The sequence below is a fragment of the Planotetraspora phitsanulokensis genome (assembly GCF_016863295.1).
In the GTDB taxonomy this organism is placed as follows: domain Bacteria; phylum Actinomycetota; class Actinomycetes; order Streptosporangiales; family Streptosporangiaceae; genus Planotetraspora; species Planotetraspora phitsanulokensis.
Map to the genome: position 1 here is coordinate 1 of NZ_BOOP01000021.1, position 14,779 is coordinate 14,779.

General features: G+C 69.3%; 14 protein-coding genes. 8 read left to right on the forward strand and 6 right to left on the reverse strand.

Annotated features, from left to right (window positions below; translation table 11 throughout):
- Positions 1 to 101 precede the first annotated feature (101 nt).
- A complete protein-coding gene (locus tag Pph01_RS22360; protein WP_204075099.1) occupies positions 102 to 1,652 on the reverse strand; it encodes an amino acid permease in 1,551 nt (516 codons plus the stop codon).
- A gap of 10 nt (positions 1,653 to 1,662) precedes the next feature.
- A complete protein-coding gene (locus tag Pph01_RS22365) occupies positions 1,663 to 2,580 on the reverse strand; it encodes a phosphotransferase (protein ID WP_204075100.1) in 918 nt (305 codons plus the stop codon).
- Positions 2,581 to 2,652: 72 nt separating this feature from the next.
- Here Pph01_RS22365 and Pph01_RS22370 point away from each other — a divergent pair, with 72 nt between their 5' ends.
- On the forward strand, positions 2,653 to 5,193 hold the full coding sequence (locus Pph01_RS22370; RefSeq protein WP_204075101.1) for a GcvT family protein: 2,541 nt from the start codon (positions 2,653 to 2,655) through the stop codon (positions 5,191 to 5,193).
- On the opposite strand, the gene Pph01_RS22375 is transcribed toward Pph01_RS22370, so the two are convergent.
- Positions 5,182 to 6,060 carry a sugar kinase gene (locus Pph01_RS22375; RefSeq protein ID WP_204075102.1) on the reverse strand — a complete coding sequence of 293 codons (879 nt, stop codon included), beginning with the start codon at positions 6,058 to 6,060 and terminating at the stop codon, positions 5,182 to 5,184. The two genes, Pph01_RS22370 and Pph01_RS22375, sit on opposite strands and share 12 nt — an antisense overlap.
- A gap of 109 nt (positions 6,061 to 6,169) precedes the next feature.
- Positions 6,170 to 6,715 carry a type 1 glutamine amidotransferase domain-containing protein gene (locus tag Pph01_RS22380; RefSeq protein WP_204075103.1) on the reverse strand — a complete coding sequence of 182 codons (546 nt, stop codon included), beginning with the start codon at positions 6,713 to 6,715 and terminating at the stop codon, positions 6,170 to 6,172.
- A 101-nt stretch (positions 6,716 to 6,816) separates the two neighbouring features.
- Between Pph01_RS22380 and Pph01_RS22385 the strand changes: the two genes are divergently transcribed.
- Positions 6,817 to 7,605: a DUF72 domain-containing protein gene (locus tag Pph01_RS22385; protein ID WP_239116925.1), complete on the forward strand. Its 789-nt coding sequence runs from the start codon at positions 6,817 to 6,819 to the stop codon at positions 7,603 to 7,605.
- Positions 7,606 to 7,672: 67 nt separating this feature from the next.
- Here Pph01_RS22385 and Pph01_RS22390 read toward each other — a convergent pair whose 3' ends face one another.
- Both Pph01_RS22390 and Pph01_RS22395 read right to left on the reverse strand, forming a co-directional pair.
- Positions 7,673 to 8,305: a hypothetical protein gene (locus tag Pph01_RS22390; RefSeq protein ID WP_204075104.1), complete on the reverse strand. Its 633-nt coding sequence runs from the start codon at positions 8,303 to 8,305 to the stop codon at positions 7,673 to 7,675.
- 175 nt (positions 8,306 to 8,480) lie between these two features.
- On the reverse strand, positions 8,481 to 9,089 hold the full coding sequence (locus tag Pph01_RS22395) for a TetR/AcrR family transcriptional regulator (protein WP_204075105.1): 609 nt from the start codon (positions 9,087 to 9,089) through the stop codon (positions 8,481 to 8,483).
- A 74-nt stretch (positions 9,090 to 9,163) separates the two neighbouring features.
- On the opposite strand from Pph01_RS22395, the gene Pph01_RS22400 reads away from it, so the two are divergent.
- The 6 genes from Pph01_RS22400 (at position 9,164) to Pph01_RS22425 (ending at position 14,676) form a co-directional block, all read left to right on the forward strand.
- Entirely contained in the window at positions 9,164 to 9,784 is a 621-nt protein-coding gene (locus tag Pph01_RS22400; protein ID WP_204075106.1) for a hemerythrin domain-containing protein, read from the forward strand.
- Positions 9,785 to 9,924: 140 nt separating this feature from the next.
- Positions 9,925 to 11,034, forward strand: a complete 1,110-nt coding sequence (locus Pph01_RS22405) for a glycerophosphodiester phosphodiesterase (RefSeq protein ID WP_204075107.1) — start codon at positions 9,925 to 9,927, stop codon at positions 11,032 to 11,034.
- Between the two features lie 303 nt (positions 11,035 to 11,337).
- Positions 11,338 to 12,171 (forward strand): metal ABC transporter substrate-binding protein, encoded by an 834-nt coding sequence (locus Pph01_RS22410; RefSeq protein ID WP_204075108.1) that lies wholly within the window; start codon positions 11,338 to 11,340, stop codon positions 12,169 to 12,171.
- The gene (locus tag Pph01_RS22415) at positions 12,168 to 12,938 is read left to right on the forward strand and encodes a metal ABC transporter ATP-binding protein (protein WP_204075109.1); all 771 of its coding nucleotides are present in this window, start codon (positions 12,168 to 12,170) and stop codon (positions 12,936 to 12,938) included. The genes Pph01_RS22410 and Pph01_RS22415 overlap by 4 nt, the downstream gene beginning before the upstream one ends.
- Positions 12,935 to 13,822, forward strand: a complete 888-nt coding sequence (locus Pph01_RS22420; protein WP_204075110.1) for a metal ABC transporter permease — start codon at positions 12,935 to 12,937, stop codon at positions 13,820 to 13,822. The genes Pph01_RS22415 and Pph01_RS22420 overlap by 4 nt, the downstream gene beginning before the upstream one ends.
- Positions 13,819 to 14,676, forward strand: a complete 858-nt coding sequence (locus Pph01_RS22425) for a metal ABC transporter permease (RefSeq protein WP_204075111.1) — start codon at positions 13,819 to 13,821, stop codon at positions 14,674 to 14,676. Before Pph01_RS22420 ends, Pph01_RS22425 begins: the two co-directional genes overlap by 4 nt.
- Positions 14,677 to 14,779: the final 103 nt, after the last annotated feature.

Below are 14,779 nucleotides of genomic sequence, written 5' to 3' on the forward strand. Positions count from 1 at the left end.
CAAAGCCGTCGCAGCCCCGCAGGCCCGTCGCATCGCAAGGGGCGGAAACCGTACGGCCCGCCGGGTGGGGCGGGCCGTACGGGATGGCGATTACCGGAGGATCAGGCGACGGTCTCGGGCGACTCGACCTCGTCGATGGTCCGGCGTGGGCCGGTGAACCACTTCTTGGCGGACAGGCTCCACCACAGGGCGATGCCGATGAGGACGGCGCCGACGGCGATGGGGGCGTAGTTCACGGACGTCCAGGCGAAGTCCGCGTTGCCAGGCACGCCCGCCGGTGCGATGGGGAGGATGAAGTAGATCGAGATGATGGCGATTTCGATCACGGCGATCCAGCCCAGGACCTTGTACTTGGGGCCGAGTGTCCAGGGGCCGGGCCGGAACGAGTCGCCGGCGCGGAGGCGCAGCCAGATCGGGATGAGGAAGGCCAGGTAGAGCCCGATCACCGCGATGGAGACCACGGCCAGGAACGCCACGGGGGTGGCGCTTCCGGGAGGGGCGTACAGCGCGGGCAGCGTGATCAGGAGAGCAACGGCGCACCCGCCGATGATGGCGTTGACCGGGGTGCGGTTGCGGTCCACCCGCGACCACAGCCGCCAGCCGGGCACGGCGCCGTCACGGGAGAACGCGTAGGTCATCCGCGACATGGAGGTCACGCAGCTCATTCCGCAGAAGAACTGCCCGATGGTGGAGATGCCGAAGATGACGGTCGCGAGAGGCGACGACAGCGCCGAGGTGAAGATCGCCCCGACGAAGCCGAACTCCTTGTTGATCGCGTCGACGTCGGTGGCGGCGAACAGGAACGACAGGAGCAGGATCCAGCCGCCGATCGCCGAGTAGAAGATCGACTGCCAGAGCCCCTTGGCGGCGGTTCTGGCCGCGTCGTGCGTCTCCTCCGAGACGTGTGCGCAGGCGTCGAAGCCGGTGATCGTGTACTGGGTCAGCAGGAAGCCCAGCGGCAGGACGTAGAGCCAGAAGGTCGGCCCGGAGGTGCCCCCGCCGCCGAAGCCGGAGTTGTTGAACTGCTCGAACAGGAACCCGACGCTCTGGTGGCTGGACGGCCCGAAGATCAGGATGAGGACCACGGCCGCGGCGCCGAAGACATGCCACCAGACCGAGATGTTCTGCAGGATGGAGATCAACCGGTGGCTGAAGATGTTGATCAGAGCGTGCAGCACCAGGACGACGGCGAACAACAGGAAGGTCTGGTGCAGCGCGTTGCCGTTGGCCCAGCTGTCGCTGAACCGGCCGATGGTGATGTTGAGGAAAGTGGCGCATCCATAGTCGACAGAGGCGGTCACCGCGATCAGGCCCACCAGGTTGAGCCAGCCGGTGAACCATCCGTGGATCGGCTTGCCGAGCTTCGCCGCCCACCAGTAGATGCCACCGGCGGTCGGGTAGGCCGAGACCAGCTCCGACATGCAGAAACCGATGATCAGGATGAAGATCGAGATCAGCGGCCAGCCCACGGAGATGGCGAGCGGGCCGCCGTTGTTCCACGCCTGGCCGAAGGTCGTGAAGCAGCCGGCGAGGATCGAGATGATGGAGAAGGAGATCGCGAAGTTGGAGAAACCGCTCCACGACCGGGACAGTTCCTGCTTGTAACCGAGCTCGGCTAGTCGTTTGGCGTCGTCGTCGAGGGCTTGCGCCATGAGGCCTCCTCTAGGTGGGGGATGTCCGGCCGTCGATCAGATGGCCGAAGCTCGGATCTTCGATATCTCGTACGGCCTGCGCGAACTTGTCGGCGGCCTCCGCGCTGTAGTCGAGGCCGGGGAACGCCTGGTCGCGGACCAGGCCCTGGTGGACGACGAACCACAACGTCCAGGTGAGGTTGGACATGATCAGGTTCAGCCGCACTCGCGCGACCTGGTCGTCATCGCCGAAGTAGGCGCGCGTGAGCCGTACGACCTGGTCGGGGTCGAAGTCGGACTCCGCGGCGATGTCGCCGAGCTCGAAGCAGGGGTCGTTGTTGCCGGACAGCTGGTAGTCGATGATGCGGACGTCCGGCCCCGTGGCGATCAGGTTCTCGGCGAGCAGGTCGTTGTGGCACGGGACGGCCGGCAACGGACGCGCGTCGAGGGCGGCCTCGATGTCGACCACGACGGGCAGCACGTCCTCGTATCCCGCGGGGAGACGCAGCCCTCGGGTACGGCATCGCTCCACCAGCTCGTCGAGCTTGCGGAAGATGGAGAAGTCGTTCACGAAGGGCGGTCCGGCGTGGAGCCGCCGGCAGGCCGCCGCCACCTTCTCGATCATCGCGGGGGTGCGCACCGCGGGAGCGTCGAGCGTGACGCCGTCGAGGTATTCGAGGACCATCGCGCCGGGCATCACGTGCAGGACTCGAGCGCCGATCCCGGTGGAGGCGGCGTGGAGTGTGTTCGCGATCTCCTGGTCCAGGGGGATGCCCAGTCCGGCCGCTGCGATCGAGGGGTTCAGGACGCGAAGGAGCCAGCGTTCGCCGTCCTCGGTCTCCAGCCGGGAGATGTGGTGGCTCAGTCCGCCTTTGATCGTCGTGGAGGTGACCGGCCGACCGGCCCAGGCCGTGACGAGCTCCAGTGCGTCCTCGACGGCATCTGGCATGCCCGGCTCCTTTTGGTCTACCTTCAGACCATTGATCCGATTGTGCGGGCCAGGTGTTACAGGAAGGTTCCGATGTCGCAACTTCCCGCCGACGCACAGGTCGTCGTCATCGGTGGTGGCGTGGCCGGATGCAGCGTGGCCTACCATCTCGCCCGGCTCGGTTGGACGGACGTGATCCTGGTCGAGCGGCATGACCTGACCGAGGGCACGACCTGGCACTCCGCCGGTTTCGTCGGGCAACTCCGGTCGACGGTGACGCAGACCCGCATGATCATGTACTCGGCCGGCCTCTACCCCGAGTTGCGGGAGCTGACCGGGCTCGATCCGGGCTGGCACGGCGTCGGCGGGTTGCGACTCGCGACGACCCCCGAACGGCAGGAGGAGCTCCTGCGGCAGGCGGGCGCCGCCGAGACATACGGCCTCGACATGGAGATGCTCGACGCCGCGCGGACTCTTGAGCGTTTTCCCGCCATGGAGGTCGGAGACGTCCGGGGGTCGTTGTGGCTCCCCGGCGACGGCTGGCTCGATCCCGCAAGGCTGGGCCGGGCGCTCGCCGAAGGCGCCAGGAAGCTCGGGGTCAAGATCTTCACCGGGGTCGAAGTAGCCGGTGTGGAGGTCGAGGACGGTCGGGTGCGCGCCGTACGGCTCCGCGCCGCGGCCACGGGTTCAGGGGACGACGAGTGGGTCGTCCGGACGGAGACCGTGGTCAACGCGGCGGGCGCGGCGGCCGGAGCGGTGGGACGCCTCGCGGGCGTCGACGTGCCGATCGTGCCGATCAAGCACCAGTACGTGGTGACGAAGCCCATGGGCGTCCCGGCCGATACGCCGACCGTGCGCGACCCGGACAACATCGTGTATTTCAGGGAGGACGGCGGCGGGATCCTCGTCGGGGGATACATCCGCACGCCTCAGGTCTGGGACGTCGATCGCCCACTCGCCGAGCCGCGGACGCTCTTCGCCCCAGATATGCCGAAATTTCAGGAGTCGTGGGAGTCGGCCGTCCACCGGCTGCCGGGCCACCTCGCCCAGATCAGCGCCCAGATCGGCGCGGGCGCCCAGGCTGATCCAGAAACGGCGTTCCGGAAGGTGGTCCACGGGCCGGAGGCGTTCACGCCGGATGGCGAGTTCCTCCTGGGTGAGACGGGCGTCCGGGGTTTCTGGGTCGCCGCCGGGTTCTGCGTCCACGGCCTGGCGGCGGCGGGCGGCGTGGGCAAGGTCATGGCCGAGTGGATCGTCGACGGCAGCCCGGAGTACGACGTCTTCGGCATGGACGTCCGCCGGTTCGGCGCCCACGCGCGCTCGGCCAGATGGGCGCGGGAGAAGGCGCTCGATTCCTACAGCAAGTACTACGACATCGTGTATCCCGGCGAGGAGCGCACCGCCGCCCGGCCACTCCGCCGCTCGCCCGCGTGGGTACGGCATGTGGAGCTTGACGCGGCCTTCGGGGAGAAGGCCGGCTGGGAGCGGGTCAACTGGTTCGGCGTGACAGCGCCGTCCAGCAGGTCGTCCGGCAGGTCGTCCGACAGGTCGTCCAGCGACGCGTCCGGCGACACGCGAGGGCCGGGGCCGAGAGGCTGGGCGGGCAGGGCATGGTCACCCGCGATCCGTGAGGAGTGCCTGGCGACCGAGAGCGCCGCCGGACTGTTCGACCAGACGTCCTTCTCGAAGCTGGAGGTCTCGGGCAAGAACGCCCTGGCCGACCTGGAGCGGGCCTGCGGCAACGGCCTCGACCGGCCTGTCGGCACGGTCGTCTACACCCAGGTGCTCAACGAGCGCGGCGGCATCGACGCGGACGTCACCGTGACGAGACTCGCCGAGGACCGGTTCAGGGTGGTCACCGGCACGGCCTTCGGCGTCCACGACGCCGAGATCCTGCGCCGGCACGGCCTGGAGGTCAGGGACGTCACCTCCGCCTACGCCTGTTACTGCCTGTGGGGGCCCCGGGCGTACGACATCCTGAGCGCGTTGAGCGACGACGACCTGACCTTCGGATACATGCGGGCCAGGGAGATCAGCGTCGGTCACGTCCCGGTGCTGGCCCAGCGGGTGACCTTCGTCGGCGAGTTCGGCTGGGAGCTCTACTGCCCGGCCGAGTTCGGCCTGACGCTCTGGGACGCGCTCATGGAGGCCGGCCTGCCGTACGGCATGCGTCCGGCGGGCTATCGCGCCCTCGACTCGATGCGGCTGGAGAAGGGGTACCGGATCTGGGGGCTTGACATCACCCCCGAGACGACACCGCTCGAAGCCGGGCTCGGCTTCGCCGTACGGCCGGAACGGCGGGCGGCTCTTCCCGAGCCGCGTCAGACGTTGCGCTGCCTGGTGGTCGACGACGAGCGTGAGGTCTGCCTGGGCGGCGAGCCGGTACGGCTGGGCGGCCGGCCCGTGTCCCGCGTCACCAGCGGGGGGTACGGCTGCCGCGTCGGCCGGTCGATCGCCTACGCGTACCTGCCGGTCGGCGTCGCGGACGCCGCGGATGCCACAGAAGTCATGACGGAGACGCGTGTGGAGATCGGCGTGAACGGCGGCTGGGTCGGCGCGCGGATCGTCGCGGAGCCCCTCTACGACCCCGGCCTCGACCGGGTCAGAAGCACGCCCTGGACCTCACGGAGGTAGCTCGCCCCGAGTGGGCAGCCCCTGCCATGAGCCGTGGCCGGCCACGGCGTACGCGGCGAGCGAGATGCCCCGCTTCAGCCGGTCGGCGGGGTGGAGGTCGTCGAGGAGGGCGCTGAGATATCCCGCGACGAAGGCGCCGCCGACACCGGTGGCGTCGACGGCCGTCACCGGCGCCGCCTGGGTGTCGTAGCGAAGACCGTCGACCGTCGCGCTCGCCCCTTTGGCCCCACGGGTCACGATCAGCTCGGGAACGCCCGCCAGAGCAGGTTCGACGAGCGGCAGCTCGTCCTGGCTGGCGAACAGGATGTCGGCGGAGGAGGCCAGCTCGGTCAGCGCCTGCCGTGCCTCGTCGGCGCTCTCCCAGAGATGCGGCCGGTGATTGACGTCGACGGAGACGAGCACCCCGGCGTCGCGCGCCAGCTTGACCGCGTGGTGCACGGCGCTCCATGCGTATCCGCTGAGCGCCAGGGTGATGCCGGTGATGTGCAGGACGCGCGCCGCCTGAACGGCCTCGGCGGGGACGTCGCCCGTGGACAGGCGCGACCCCGCGGAGCCGCTCTGGTAGTAGACCTCGTGCGACAGACGGCCGATCCGCCGCTGCCGGATCACGATGCCGGTGGGGGCGGTCTCGTCGACTCGGGCGTGTGAGACGTCCACGCCCTCGCCGCGCAGAACGCTCAGCGTGCGCGCACCCAGTTCGTCGATGCTCACCCGGCCGAGCCAGGCGACCTGATGACCGAGCCGCGCGAGACCGACGGACACCGTCAGCTCTGGGCCCTCGACGTCCAGACGGGCTGTCATGTCGTGTCGTATCCGGTCGGCCGAGACGACGCCGAGCGCCTCTCCGAGCGTGAACACCTCGGTCATGCCTGTATTTCTCCGCGCTCTCGTGCCGCGATGGTGCCGCGTGAAAGCATGGCAGAGCTCGTTCCCCGCCCGTAAGGCGTATGCCGACTAGGTGCGGATCGCGTGCGGATCACTCGCTGAACGCGTCGAGGGCCGCCTGGCAGAACGCCTTGAGATCGTCGGGCTTTCTGCTGGTCACGAGCGTGTTCGGGCCGTCCGTGTCGATCATGACCTCCTGGTCGACCCACTCCGCCCCGGCGTTGCGCAGGTCCGTCTGCAGGCTCGGCCACGACGTCAGCGTACGGCCGCGTACGACGTCGGCCTCGATGAGCGTCCACGGCGCGTGACAGATGGCCGCCACCGGCTTGCCGTTCTCGAAGAAGCCCTTCGCGAACCGGACGGCCTTCGGCTCGGTGCGCAACATGTCCGGGTTGGCCACGCCGCCCGGCAGGACCAGCCCGTCGAACTCCGCGGCGGACACGTCGTCGACGGTCATGTCGACCGGGAAGGTATCCGCCTTGTCCAGGTGGTTGAACGCCTGGACCCGGCCAGGCCGGATGGACACCAGCCGGGGTGTTCCGCCCGCCAGTTCGACCGCCCTCCACGGCTCGGACAGCTCGACCTGCTCGACTCCCTCGGGAGCGACCAGAAACGCGATCGTCTTCCCACGGATCATCATTCGCCCCTCTCGTAGCTGCTTTCTCTGCGATTTTCCGATCCGAAATTCGCCTGCCCCTGTTTGGGCGATCTATGCCGAATGTGGGGTAGGGGGGTCGTATGCCGATGTTCATCGGGACCTCCGGCTGGCAGTACGCCGACTGGCGGGACATGATCTACTCCGGCGTGCCCCAGCGGCTCTGGCTGGAGAGGTACTGCGAGGTCTTCGCCACCGTCGAGAACAACAACGCGTTCTACCGCCTGCCCACGAGGGAGACGTTCGAGAGCTGGCGGCAGCGCACGTCCGACGACTTCGTCATGGCGGTGAAGGCCAGCAGGTTCCTCACGCACATCAAACGACTGAAGGATCCGGAGGAGCCGGTCGAGCGGCTCATGGGAGTGGCGGAGGGGCTCGGCCGGAAGCTCGGCCCGATCCTGCTGCAACTGCCGCCCACTCTGCGGGCCGACGCGGAACGGCTGCGCCGGTGCCTCGCGCGCTTCCCGAAGAAGGTCAAGGTCGCGGTCGAGCCCAGGCACGACTCGTGGTGGACGGACGAGATCAGGGAAGTCCTGGCCGAACACGGTGCGGCCCTCTGCTGGGCCGACAGGCGGGGCAAGCCGCAGTCGCCCCTGTGGCGGACGGCCGAGTGGGCCTACCTGCGCTTCCACGAGGGCCGGGGCCGGGCGTGGCCGAGTTATGGGGAACAGGCGCTGAAGAGCTGGCTCGACCGGCTGCGCGAAGCGGGCGACATGCGTGACGCGTATGTCTACTTCAACAACGACGTGGGTGGCGCCGCCGTACGGAACGCCCTCACGCTCGCCCTCCTGGCGGAGGACGCCGGGTGGGACGTGAGCCGCGTCAGGCAACTCGACGAGCTCGAGTCCATGCACGCGGGTGGGAAATCCTGACGTGCGCGCACCCGCGCCGCCTCGGAGGATGACGGCGCGGGGCGCGCGGGAGCCGGGTCAGGCCGGGTCAGGCGGGCTCGCCTGGGTCGCGGGGGTCTCCGCTGTGGTCGGAGCGGGGCGTGCCACGCCGGCCGGCCACGAGCTGGTCGGACGACGACTGGGCCGGGACCGTGACGCGACTGCCGGGCGGTTCGTCGGTGCGGTCGCGCTCCACCCGGCCGGGCCGGGTCATCTCGCGCGTGTCGGCCTCGCGGACGTCCGCGTCGCGGGTCGCCATGAGGTCCCGCTCGGCCGCGGAGCCGGTCACAGGGCCGGCAACAGGGCTGGTCACAGAGCCGGTCGCGGGGTCGGGTGCGGGCCCGGTCGCGGTCGCGGTCGCGGGGGTCTCGGCTCCCTCCAGCTTCCGCTCGAGATCGCGCTTCTCCGCCTCGAGCTGTGCCAGGCGCTGCCGCTCGGCCAGTCGCGCCTCGCGGACCTTGCGGCGCTTGGTGCTCGAGCGGCGCAAGCCGCCGCTGACCATGAGAAGGCCGACCAGGAACACCACTGCCGTCGCCGCTCCGGCGGCGAACAGTTCGAGCGGGCTCAGATTGACCGTCCAGTCCCAGATGGTGACGGGCATCGTCGTCGCGGTCTCGTTGATCGATATCTCGATCACGGCCGCCGCCGCGACCATGATCAGGAGAAGGCCCAGCAGGACCATTTTGACCTCACCCCAAGCTGCGGTTCCGATTCACGGGCAGCACCCCACTGCCCGGGGATTCGCGATTCATACGCGGCCGGGGTTCCGAGGCGGATCACCGCAGGAAGTCACGACAGCAAGGTCACAACAGGAAGGTCACAACAGGAAGGTCACAACAGGAAGGTCACGACAGGCCTCATCGCAGCAACGCCTGACGGGCGGAGGCGGCCAGCCACTCCTGTGCACGGTCGAAGCTCCAGCCGCGTTCGCCGACGAGGACGAACCAGGAGCGCTGGCCGAGGTAGAACCACAGAAGATCGACGGCCGTCTCCCGGTCCAGGCCGGGTCGCAGCCCGTCCAAGGCGACCAGGCGATCGGCCACCGCGGTCAACGCCTCGATGTAGGCGCGGATGCCTGCGTTGTGCACCTCGGTGGCGGCGGCCTCTCCCAGACCGTCGTGGAGCAGTCCGAACAGGATGTCCCAGTGCCGCTCGTGGTCCTGCCGGGTGTGGGCGGCCGTGAGGTCGACGACCTCGCCCGGATCCGTGGCCGCCGCCACCGCGTCGAGGGCCTCCACGACGCTCGGGTCGTTCACGGCGGGGGCGAGCAGGGCGGCCAGGATGCCCGTCTTGCCCCCGGCGCTGTTGTAGACGGTCGGTACGGCGACGCGCGCGCCTGCGGCGATCTGCGCGACCGTGACCGCGGAGTAGCCGTGGATGAGGAACAACTCCCGAGCGCTCCGCAGGATCGCGGCACGGGTGTCGGCGGCCGCGTCCGCGCGGCGGGGAGAGCGGTACGTGCCCATCCACCGATTATCCATCATATTGATCACATAAGGCAATATTGACCATAGGGTCCTATATTCAATACCGTCGTCGCATGCAGAACTCTGAACCTATGGCGATCATCGAGACCCGTCTCGCGCACGGAATGCACCGAACGGCCACCTCACTGCTGGTCGAGGCGACCGGGCGGCCCACCGTCCCCAGTACGGCGCTGGCCGAGCTGCGCGACTTCCTCGTCGCGAACCTGCATCACCACCACGAGAGTGAAGACGGGCTGCTCTGGCCCATGATCACCGCTGTCGAGCCGGGGGCCGCCGACGGCCTCGCCGCCCTCGGCGCCGAGCACGTGCAGCTCGACGCGGTCCTGGACGCGCTCGGTGAGGTGGAGATTCGCGACGGCGTCGACCGTGCCGCCCTGCGGGAGGCGGCGATGGCCGTTCGCGACCTGGTGCATCGCCATCTCGAGAAGGAGGAACCCCTCCTGTTCCCGGCCCTGCGCGACCACGTCTCGCCGGAGGCCTGGGCTGATTTCTCCCAGAAGGTCATCGCGACGTCGCCGACCGAGGCGGCCCACCTCATGGTCGGATTCTTCGACGAGGTGGGCACCCCGGAGGAGGTCGAGTCGGTGCTGTCCGCCCTTCCCGAGCCCGCTCGGCAGTTCGTCCCGATGATGCGCACGCAGGCTCAGGCCGGCTTGGCCGTACTGCGGGCCTGAGGGCCCGGCGCGCCTACGCACAGGCCCTGCCGGGGGAACCGAAGCCTCCGGCGGGGCCCGGGCGGGGGCGTGGTGAAGGCGTCGCCGAGTGGGCACCTCGCCTTAATGTGAGAGTCGCTTACACCACTTATGGTCCGCTCATGACCATGATCCGTAAGTTCGTGGCCGGGGCTCTGGCCCTTCTCGCGGGCGGTACGGTTGCCGCTGTGCTGATCCAGCCCGGCGCGGCGACCGCCGACAAGCGGGACCAAGAGCCCATCGTCATCGGCCATCGAGGCGCGAGCGCCTACCGGCCGGAGCACACTCTCCTGTCCTACGAGACGGCCATCGGCCTGGGCGCCGACTACATCGAGCCCGACCTCGTCTCGACCAAGGACCACATCCTCGTCGCCAGGCACGAGAACGAGATCGGGGGGACCACCGACGTGGCCGACCACCCCGAGTTCACGAGCCGACGCACCACCAAGACCATCGACGGCGTGGCGGTGACCGGCTGGTTCACCGAGGACTTCACGCTCGCCGAGCTGCGCACCCTGCGGGCCAAGGAGCGCATCCCCGACCTGCGCCCGGAGAACACGGCCTTCAACGGCCTGGCGCCGATCCCGACCTTCGACGAGGTGATCGACCTCGCCCAGCGGTACGGCGTGGGCGTCTACCCCGAGACGAAGCACCCGACCTACTTCGACTCCATCGGGCTGTCGCTCGAGGAGCCGCTGCTCGCCACGCTGGCCAGGCACGGCTGGCGGAAGTCGACCGACCCGGTGTTCATCCAGTCGTTCGAGACGGCGAACATCCGCGACCTGCACAAGAAGACCAAGCTGCGGCTGATCCAGCTGGTCAACGGGTCTGGTGCGCCGTACGACCACGTGGCCAAGGGTGACGGCTTCACCTACGACCAGATGGTCACCCCGGCGGGTCTGAAGGACGTGGCGTCCTACGCTTACGGCGTCGGCGTGGCGACCACCCGCATCCTTCCGGTGGGCGCCGACGGCCGTACGGTCGCTCCCACCACCCTGGTCAGGGACGCCCACCGGGCCCACCTCGACGTCCACACCTGGACGGTCCGGCCGGAGAACTCGCAGCTCCCGGTGGACTACCGGCGCGGCGATTCGGCGAGCCCGGTCTACGCCCGGGCGACCGGCGACGTCACCGGCTACCTGAACAAGCTGTACGACCAGAACATCGACGGCGTCTTCTCCGACGACCCCGGTGTCGCCCGCGCGGTGCTGGGAGCCCGCGCACGTCACTGAGGAATCCGAGGAGCGGGCCCTCCCGCAACGACCGCCGGCGTGCCGATGACCTGTGTCATCGGCACGTCGTCGTTTCCGGGCGCCAAAACGAAGTTGACAATCATTTTCATTTACGCCACGATTCGGGTGTATCTCCTCGATACGTCTACAAACGTCGAATCGAACAGGACTGTCGTGCATTCCCCTCTTGCCCGAACCTTGCCGGTCGCCGCCCTTGTCGTGATGTTCGCGGCTGCCTGTGGCTCCGGTTCGTCGTCTTCGTCGCAGTCCGGCGGAAGCCCGGGGGCTCCCCACGCCCTCAAGGTGGTCGCCACCACCACCCAGGTCGGCGACTTCGCCCGGAACGTGGGCGGTGACAAGGCGGTGGTCCACCAGATCCTCAAGCCCAACGTCGACCCGCACGACTACGAGCCGTCCCCCGCGGACATCCAGGCGATCGCCGAGGCCGACGTCGTGGTCAAGAACGGTGTGGGCCTGGAGAAGTGGCTCGACCAGGTGATCACGTCCGCCGGCTTCGACGGCACGATCGTCGACGCCAGCCAGGGTGTCGCGATCCGCCAGGGCGACGGGTCCGAGGAGGAGGCCGACGGAGACCCGCACATCTGGCACAACCCGATGAACGTGAAGATCATGGCGGCCAACATCGAGAAGGCCTTCGCCGCCAAGGACGCCGCCGACGCGTCCGCCTACGAGGCCAACCTGGCGGCGTACAACGCCAAGATCGACACGCTCGACGCCGACATCGCCACGAAGATCGCCTCGATTCCGGCGGACAGGCGCAAGCTCGTCACCAACCATGACGCGTTCGGCTACTACATCGACCGCTACAAGCTGACCTTCGTGGGCTCGATCATCCCGAGCTTCGACACCTCGGCGGAGCTGTCCGGCAAGCAGATCGCCGATCTCGTCGCCAAGATCAAGGCGACCGGCGTCACCGCGATCTTCTCCGAGTCGTCCCTGCCGCCCAAGACGGCGGAGGCGATCGGTCGCGAGGCCGGTGTGAAGGTGGAGGCGGGAGAGGACTCGCTGTACGGCGATACGCTCGGTCCGGAGGGGTCGGCGGGAGCCACCTACCTCCAGATGGAAGAGCACAACACCGACACGATCGTCACCGCCCTCAAGGGTTCCTCCACATGACACAGCAGCAAGACCGTACGGCGGCACTGGTCCTCGAACAGGCCAGTGTCGCCTACGGGCACGTACCGGTGCTGGAGGAGTTGCACGGCACCGTCCGGTCGGGCGAGGCCGTGGCGCTCATCGGCCCCAACGGCGCCGGCAAGTCCACGCTGATCAAAGCCATTCTCGGGCTGGTCCCCACGGTCCGTGGGCGGATCGAGGTGCTCGGTGTCACGCCCGCGCAGGCGCGCCGTGACGTCGCCTACGTGCCGCAGGCCGACACCCTCGACCCCGACTTCCCCGTGTCGGTCGAGCAGGTGGTGATGATGGGCCGCTACCGGAAGATCGGCTGGCTCCGTCGTCCCTCCGCGGCCGACCGGGCCCTCGCGGCAGAGGCGCTGGAGCGTGTCGGGCTGAGCGACCGCGCGAAGAACCGCTTCGGCACGCTGTCCGGCGGCCAGCGCCAGCGGGTGCTCCTGGCCCGGGCGATCGCCGCCCAGCCGCGACTGCTGCTGCTCGACGAGCCCTTCAACGGGGTGGACGCGGTGAGCCAGCACGCCCTGCTCGAGGCGATAGCCCTGCTCAAGCAGCAGGGGGCCGCGGTGGTCGTCAGCACGCACGACCTGGCCATCGCGCACCTCGCCTGCGACGAGGTGTGCTTGCTCAACCGGCACCAGTTCGGATTCGGGCCGACCGACGAGGTCCTCACCCCCGAGCGCCTGCGGGCGACGTACGGCGGGCACGCGCTGGAGTTGCGCGGCGACCGGGTGATCGTGACCCAGACATGAGCCTGTTCGAGCCGTTCCAACTGCCGTTCATGGCGCGGGCGCTGGTCGAGCTGGTCATCCTCGGCGTGCTCGCCGGCACGGTCGGGGTTCTGGTCCTGCTGCGCCGGCTCGCGTTCGTGAGCGACACCCTGACCCACACCGTCTTCCCCGGCGTGGTCATCGGCTACCTGATGGCCGGCCAGGACGGCGTCTTCTGGGGGGCGCTGGCCGCGGGAGCGGTGACGGCGGTGCTGCTCACCGTGCTCGCCCATCGGAGGAGGGTGAGCGAGGACGCGGCGCTCGCCATGGTGCTGACCTCGCTGTTCGCGATCGGTGTCGTGCTCGTCTCTCAGCGGACCGCCTTCACCTCCGACCTCACGCAGTTCCTGTTCGGGCGGATCCTCACCGTCACCCAGGAGCAGCTCGTGCAGACCGCCGTCGTCACGGTCCTGGTCGCCGCCCTGCTGGCCGTGTTGCGGCGACCGCTCATGTTGCGCACGTTCGACCCCGAGGGCGCGGCGGCGGCGGGCATCCGCGTCGGCCTGCTGGACCTGGTCATGAACGTCGCCGTGGCCCTGGTGGTGGTCGCCGCGGTGCAGGCCGTGGGCACGATCCTGGTCATCGCGCTGCTGATCGTCCCGGCCGCGGCGGCGCGCGCCCTGTCCGACCGGCTCGTGTTCATCGTGCCGCTCGCCTGCCTCATCGGCGCACTCGGCGGCTGGCTCGGGCTCGCGGCCAGCTACGAGGCCTCGGTCTACCACGGGCTGCGCCTCGCCTCGGGAGGCACCGTGGTCCTGGTCCTCGTCGTGTTGTACGGCGTGGCCGCCCTGGCGGGAGCCGTACGGAGACGTGTGGGGCTCAGCCGTGCCCGGCTGGGCACCCCTGAACTGGAGATGACGCGGTGACCTGGCTCGACTCCACCGTCCACCGGGCCATGATCGAGGCGGCCCTGGTCGGCGTCCTCGGCGGCGTGGTGGGCGTGTTCGTCATCGCGCGCCGGTTGCCGTTCTTCACGATGGCGCTGACGCACGGGACCTTCCCCGGGATCGTCGTCGCCGCGTTGCTGGGCGTCGACCTCTATCTCGGCGGCGGCGTCTTCGGCCTGCTCGTGGTCCTCGCCGTCGTGGTCTTCTCGCGGGCGCGCGGGCAGGACTTCACCGCCGCGACCGGGATCGCGCTGTCCGGGGGGTTCGCCCTCGGCGTCGTCCTGGTATCGGCGCAAGACGGCTTCAGCAAGGACCTGACCGCCTACACGGTGGGCGACGTCCTCGCGGTGAGCACCTCGGATCTGGTGATCACGGCCGTCGTCGCCGTCGTGGTGCTCGTCGTGATGGCCGCGCTGGGCAAGGAACTGCTGCTCGTGGCCTTCGACCGGGAAGGGGCGGCGGCCGTCGGGCTGCCCACCGCGGTGCTCGACTTCGCCCTCCTGGCGATCATCGAGGTGACGGTGGTCGCCACCGTGCCCGCCCTCGGCGCGATCCTCACCGTCGCCCTCCTGGTGGGCCCGGCCGCGACGGCGCGGCTGATCACCGACCGGCTCGCGCTGCTGTTCCCCATCGCCGCGGCGGTCGGCGTCTCGTGCGCGCTCGCCGGTGTCTGGGTCTCCACGCAGTGGAACATCGCGGCCGGAGCGTCCATCGCGCTGTTCTGCGGCTCCGCCTTCGGCGCGGCCTTCGTCGCCTCGGTGGTGCGCGGCCGGCTCCGGTCCACGGTCGACGTTCCCGTGGCGGTCACGGTTCCGGAAGAGGCACCCGCCTAGGGCACGATGTCGCGGGGTGGATCCCGTCACGGTTCCGCATGGTTCCGCGGGGTGACGCACGTCACAGTCTTCTGTGTCACAGACTGCCGACTTCTTACGTCAG

Coding starts and splice junctions, on each gene's coding strand:
- Pph01_RS22360 (WP_204075099.1), bottom strand. CDS start 1,652: ATGGCGCAAGCCCTCGACGACGACGCCAAACGACTAGCCGAGCTCGGT.
- Pph01_RS22365 (WP_204075100.1), bottom strand. CDS start 2,580: ATGCCAGATGCCGTCGAGGACGCACTGGAGCTCGTCACGGCCTGGGCC.
- Pph01_RS22370 (WP_204075101.1), top strand. CDS start 2,653: ATGTCGCAACTTCCCGCCGACGCACAGGTCGTCGTCATCGGTGGTGGC.
- Pph01_RS22375 (WP_204075102.1), bottom strand. CDS start 6,060: ATGACCGAGGTGTTCACGCTCGGAGAGGCGCTCGGCGTCGTCTCGGCC.
- Pph01_RS22380 (WP_204075103.1), bottom strand. CDS start 6,715: ATGATCCGTGGGAAGACGATCGCGTTTCTGGTCGCTCCCGAGGGAGTC.
- Pph01_RS22385 (WP_239116925.1), top strand. CDS start 6,817: ATGCCGATGTTCATCGGGACCTCCGGCTGGCAGTACGCCGACTGGCGG.
- Pph01_RS22390 (WP_204075104.1), bottom strand. CDS start 8,305: ATGGTCCTGCTGGGCCTTCTCCTGATCATGGTCGCGGCGGCGGCCGTG.
- Pph01_RS22395 (WP_204075105.1), bottom strand. CDS start 9,089: ATGGGCACGTACCGCTCTCCCCGCCGCGCGGACGCGGCCGCCGACACC.
- Pph01_RS22400 (WP_204075106.1), top strand. CDS start 9,164: ATGCAGAACTCTGAACCTATGGCGATCATCGAGACCCGTCTCGCGCAC.
- Pph01_RS22405 (WP_204075107.1), top strand. CDS start 9,925: ATGACCATGATCCGTAAGTTCGTGGCCGGGGCTCTGGCCCTTCTCGCG.
- Pph01_RS22415 (WP_204075109.1), top strand. CDS start 12,168: ATGACACAGCAGCAAGACCGTACGGCGGCACTGGTCCTCGAACAGGCC.
- Pph01_RS22420 (WP_204075110.1), top strand. CDS start 12,935: ATGAGCCTGTTCGAGCCGTTCCAACTGCCGTTCATGGCGCGGGCGCTG.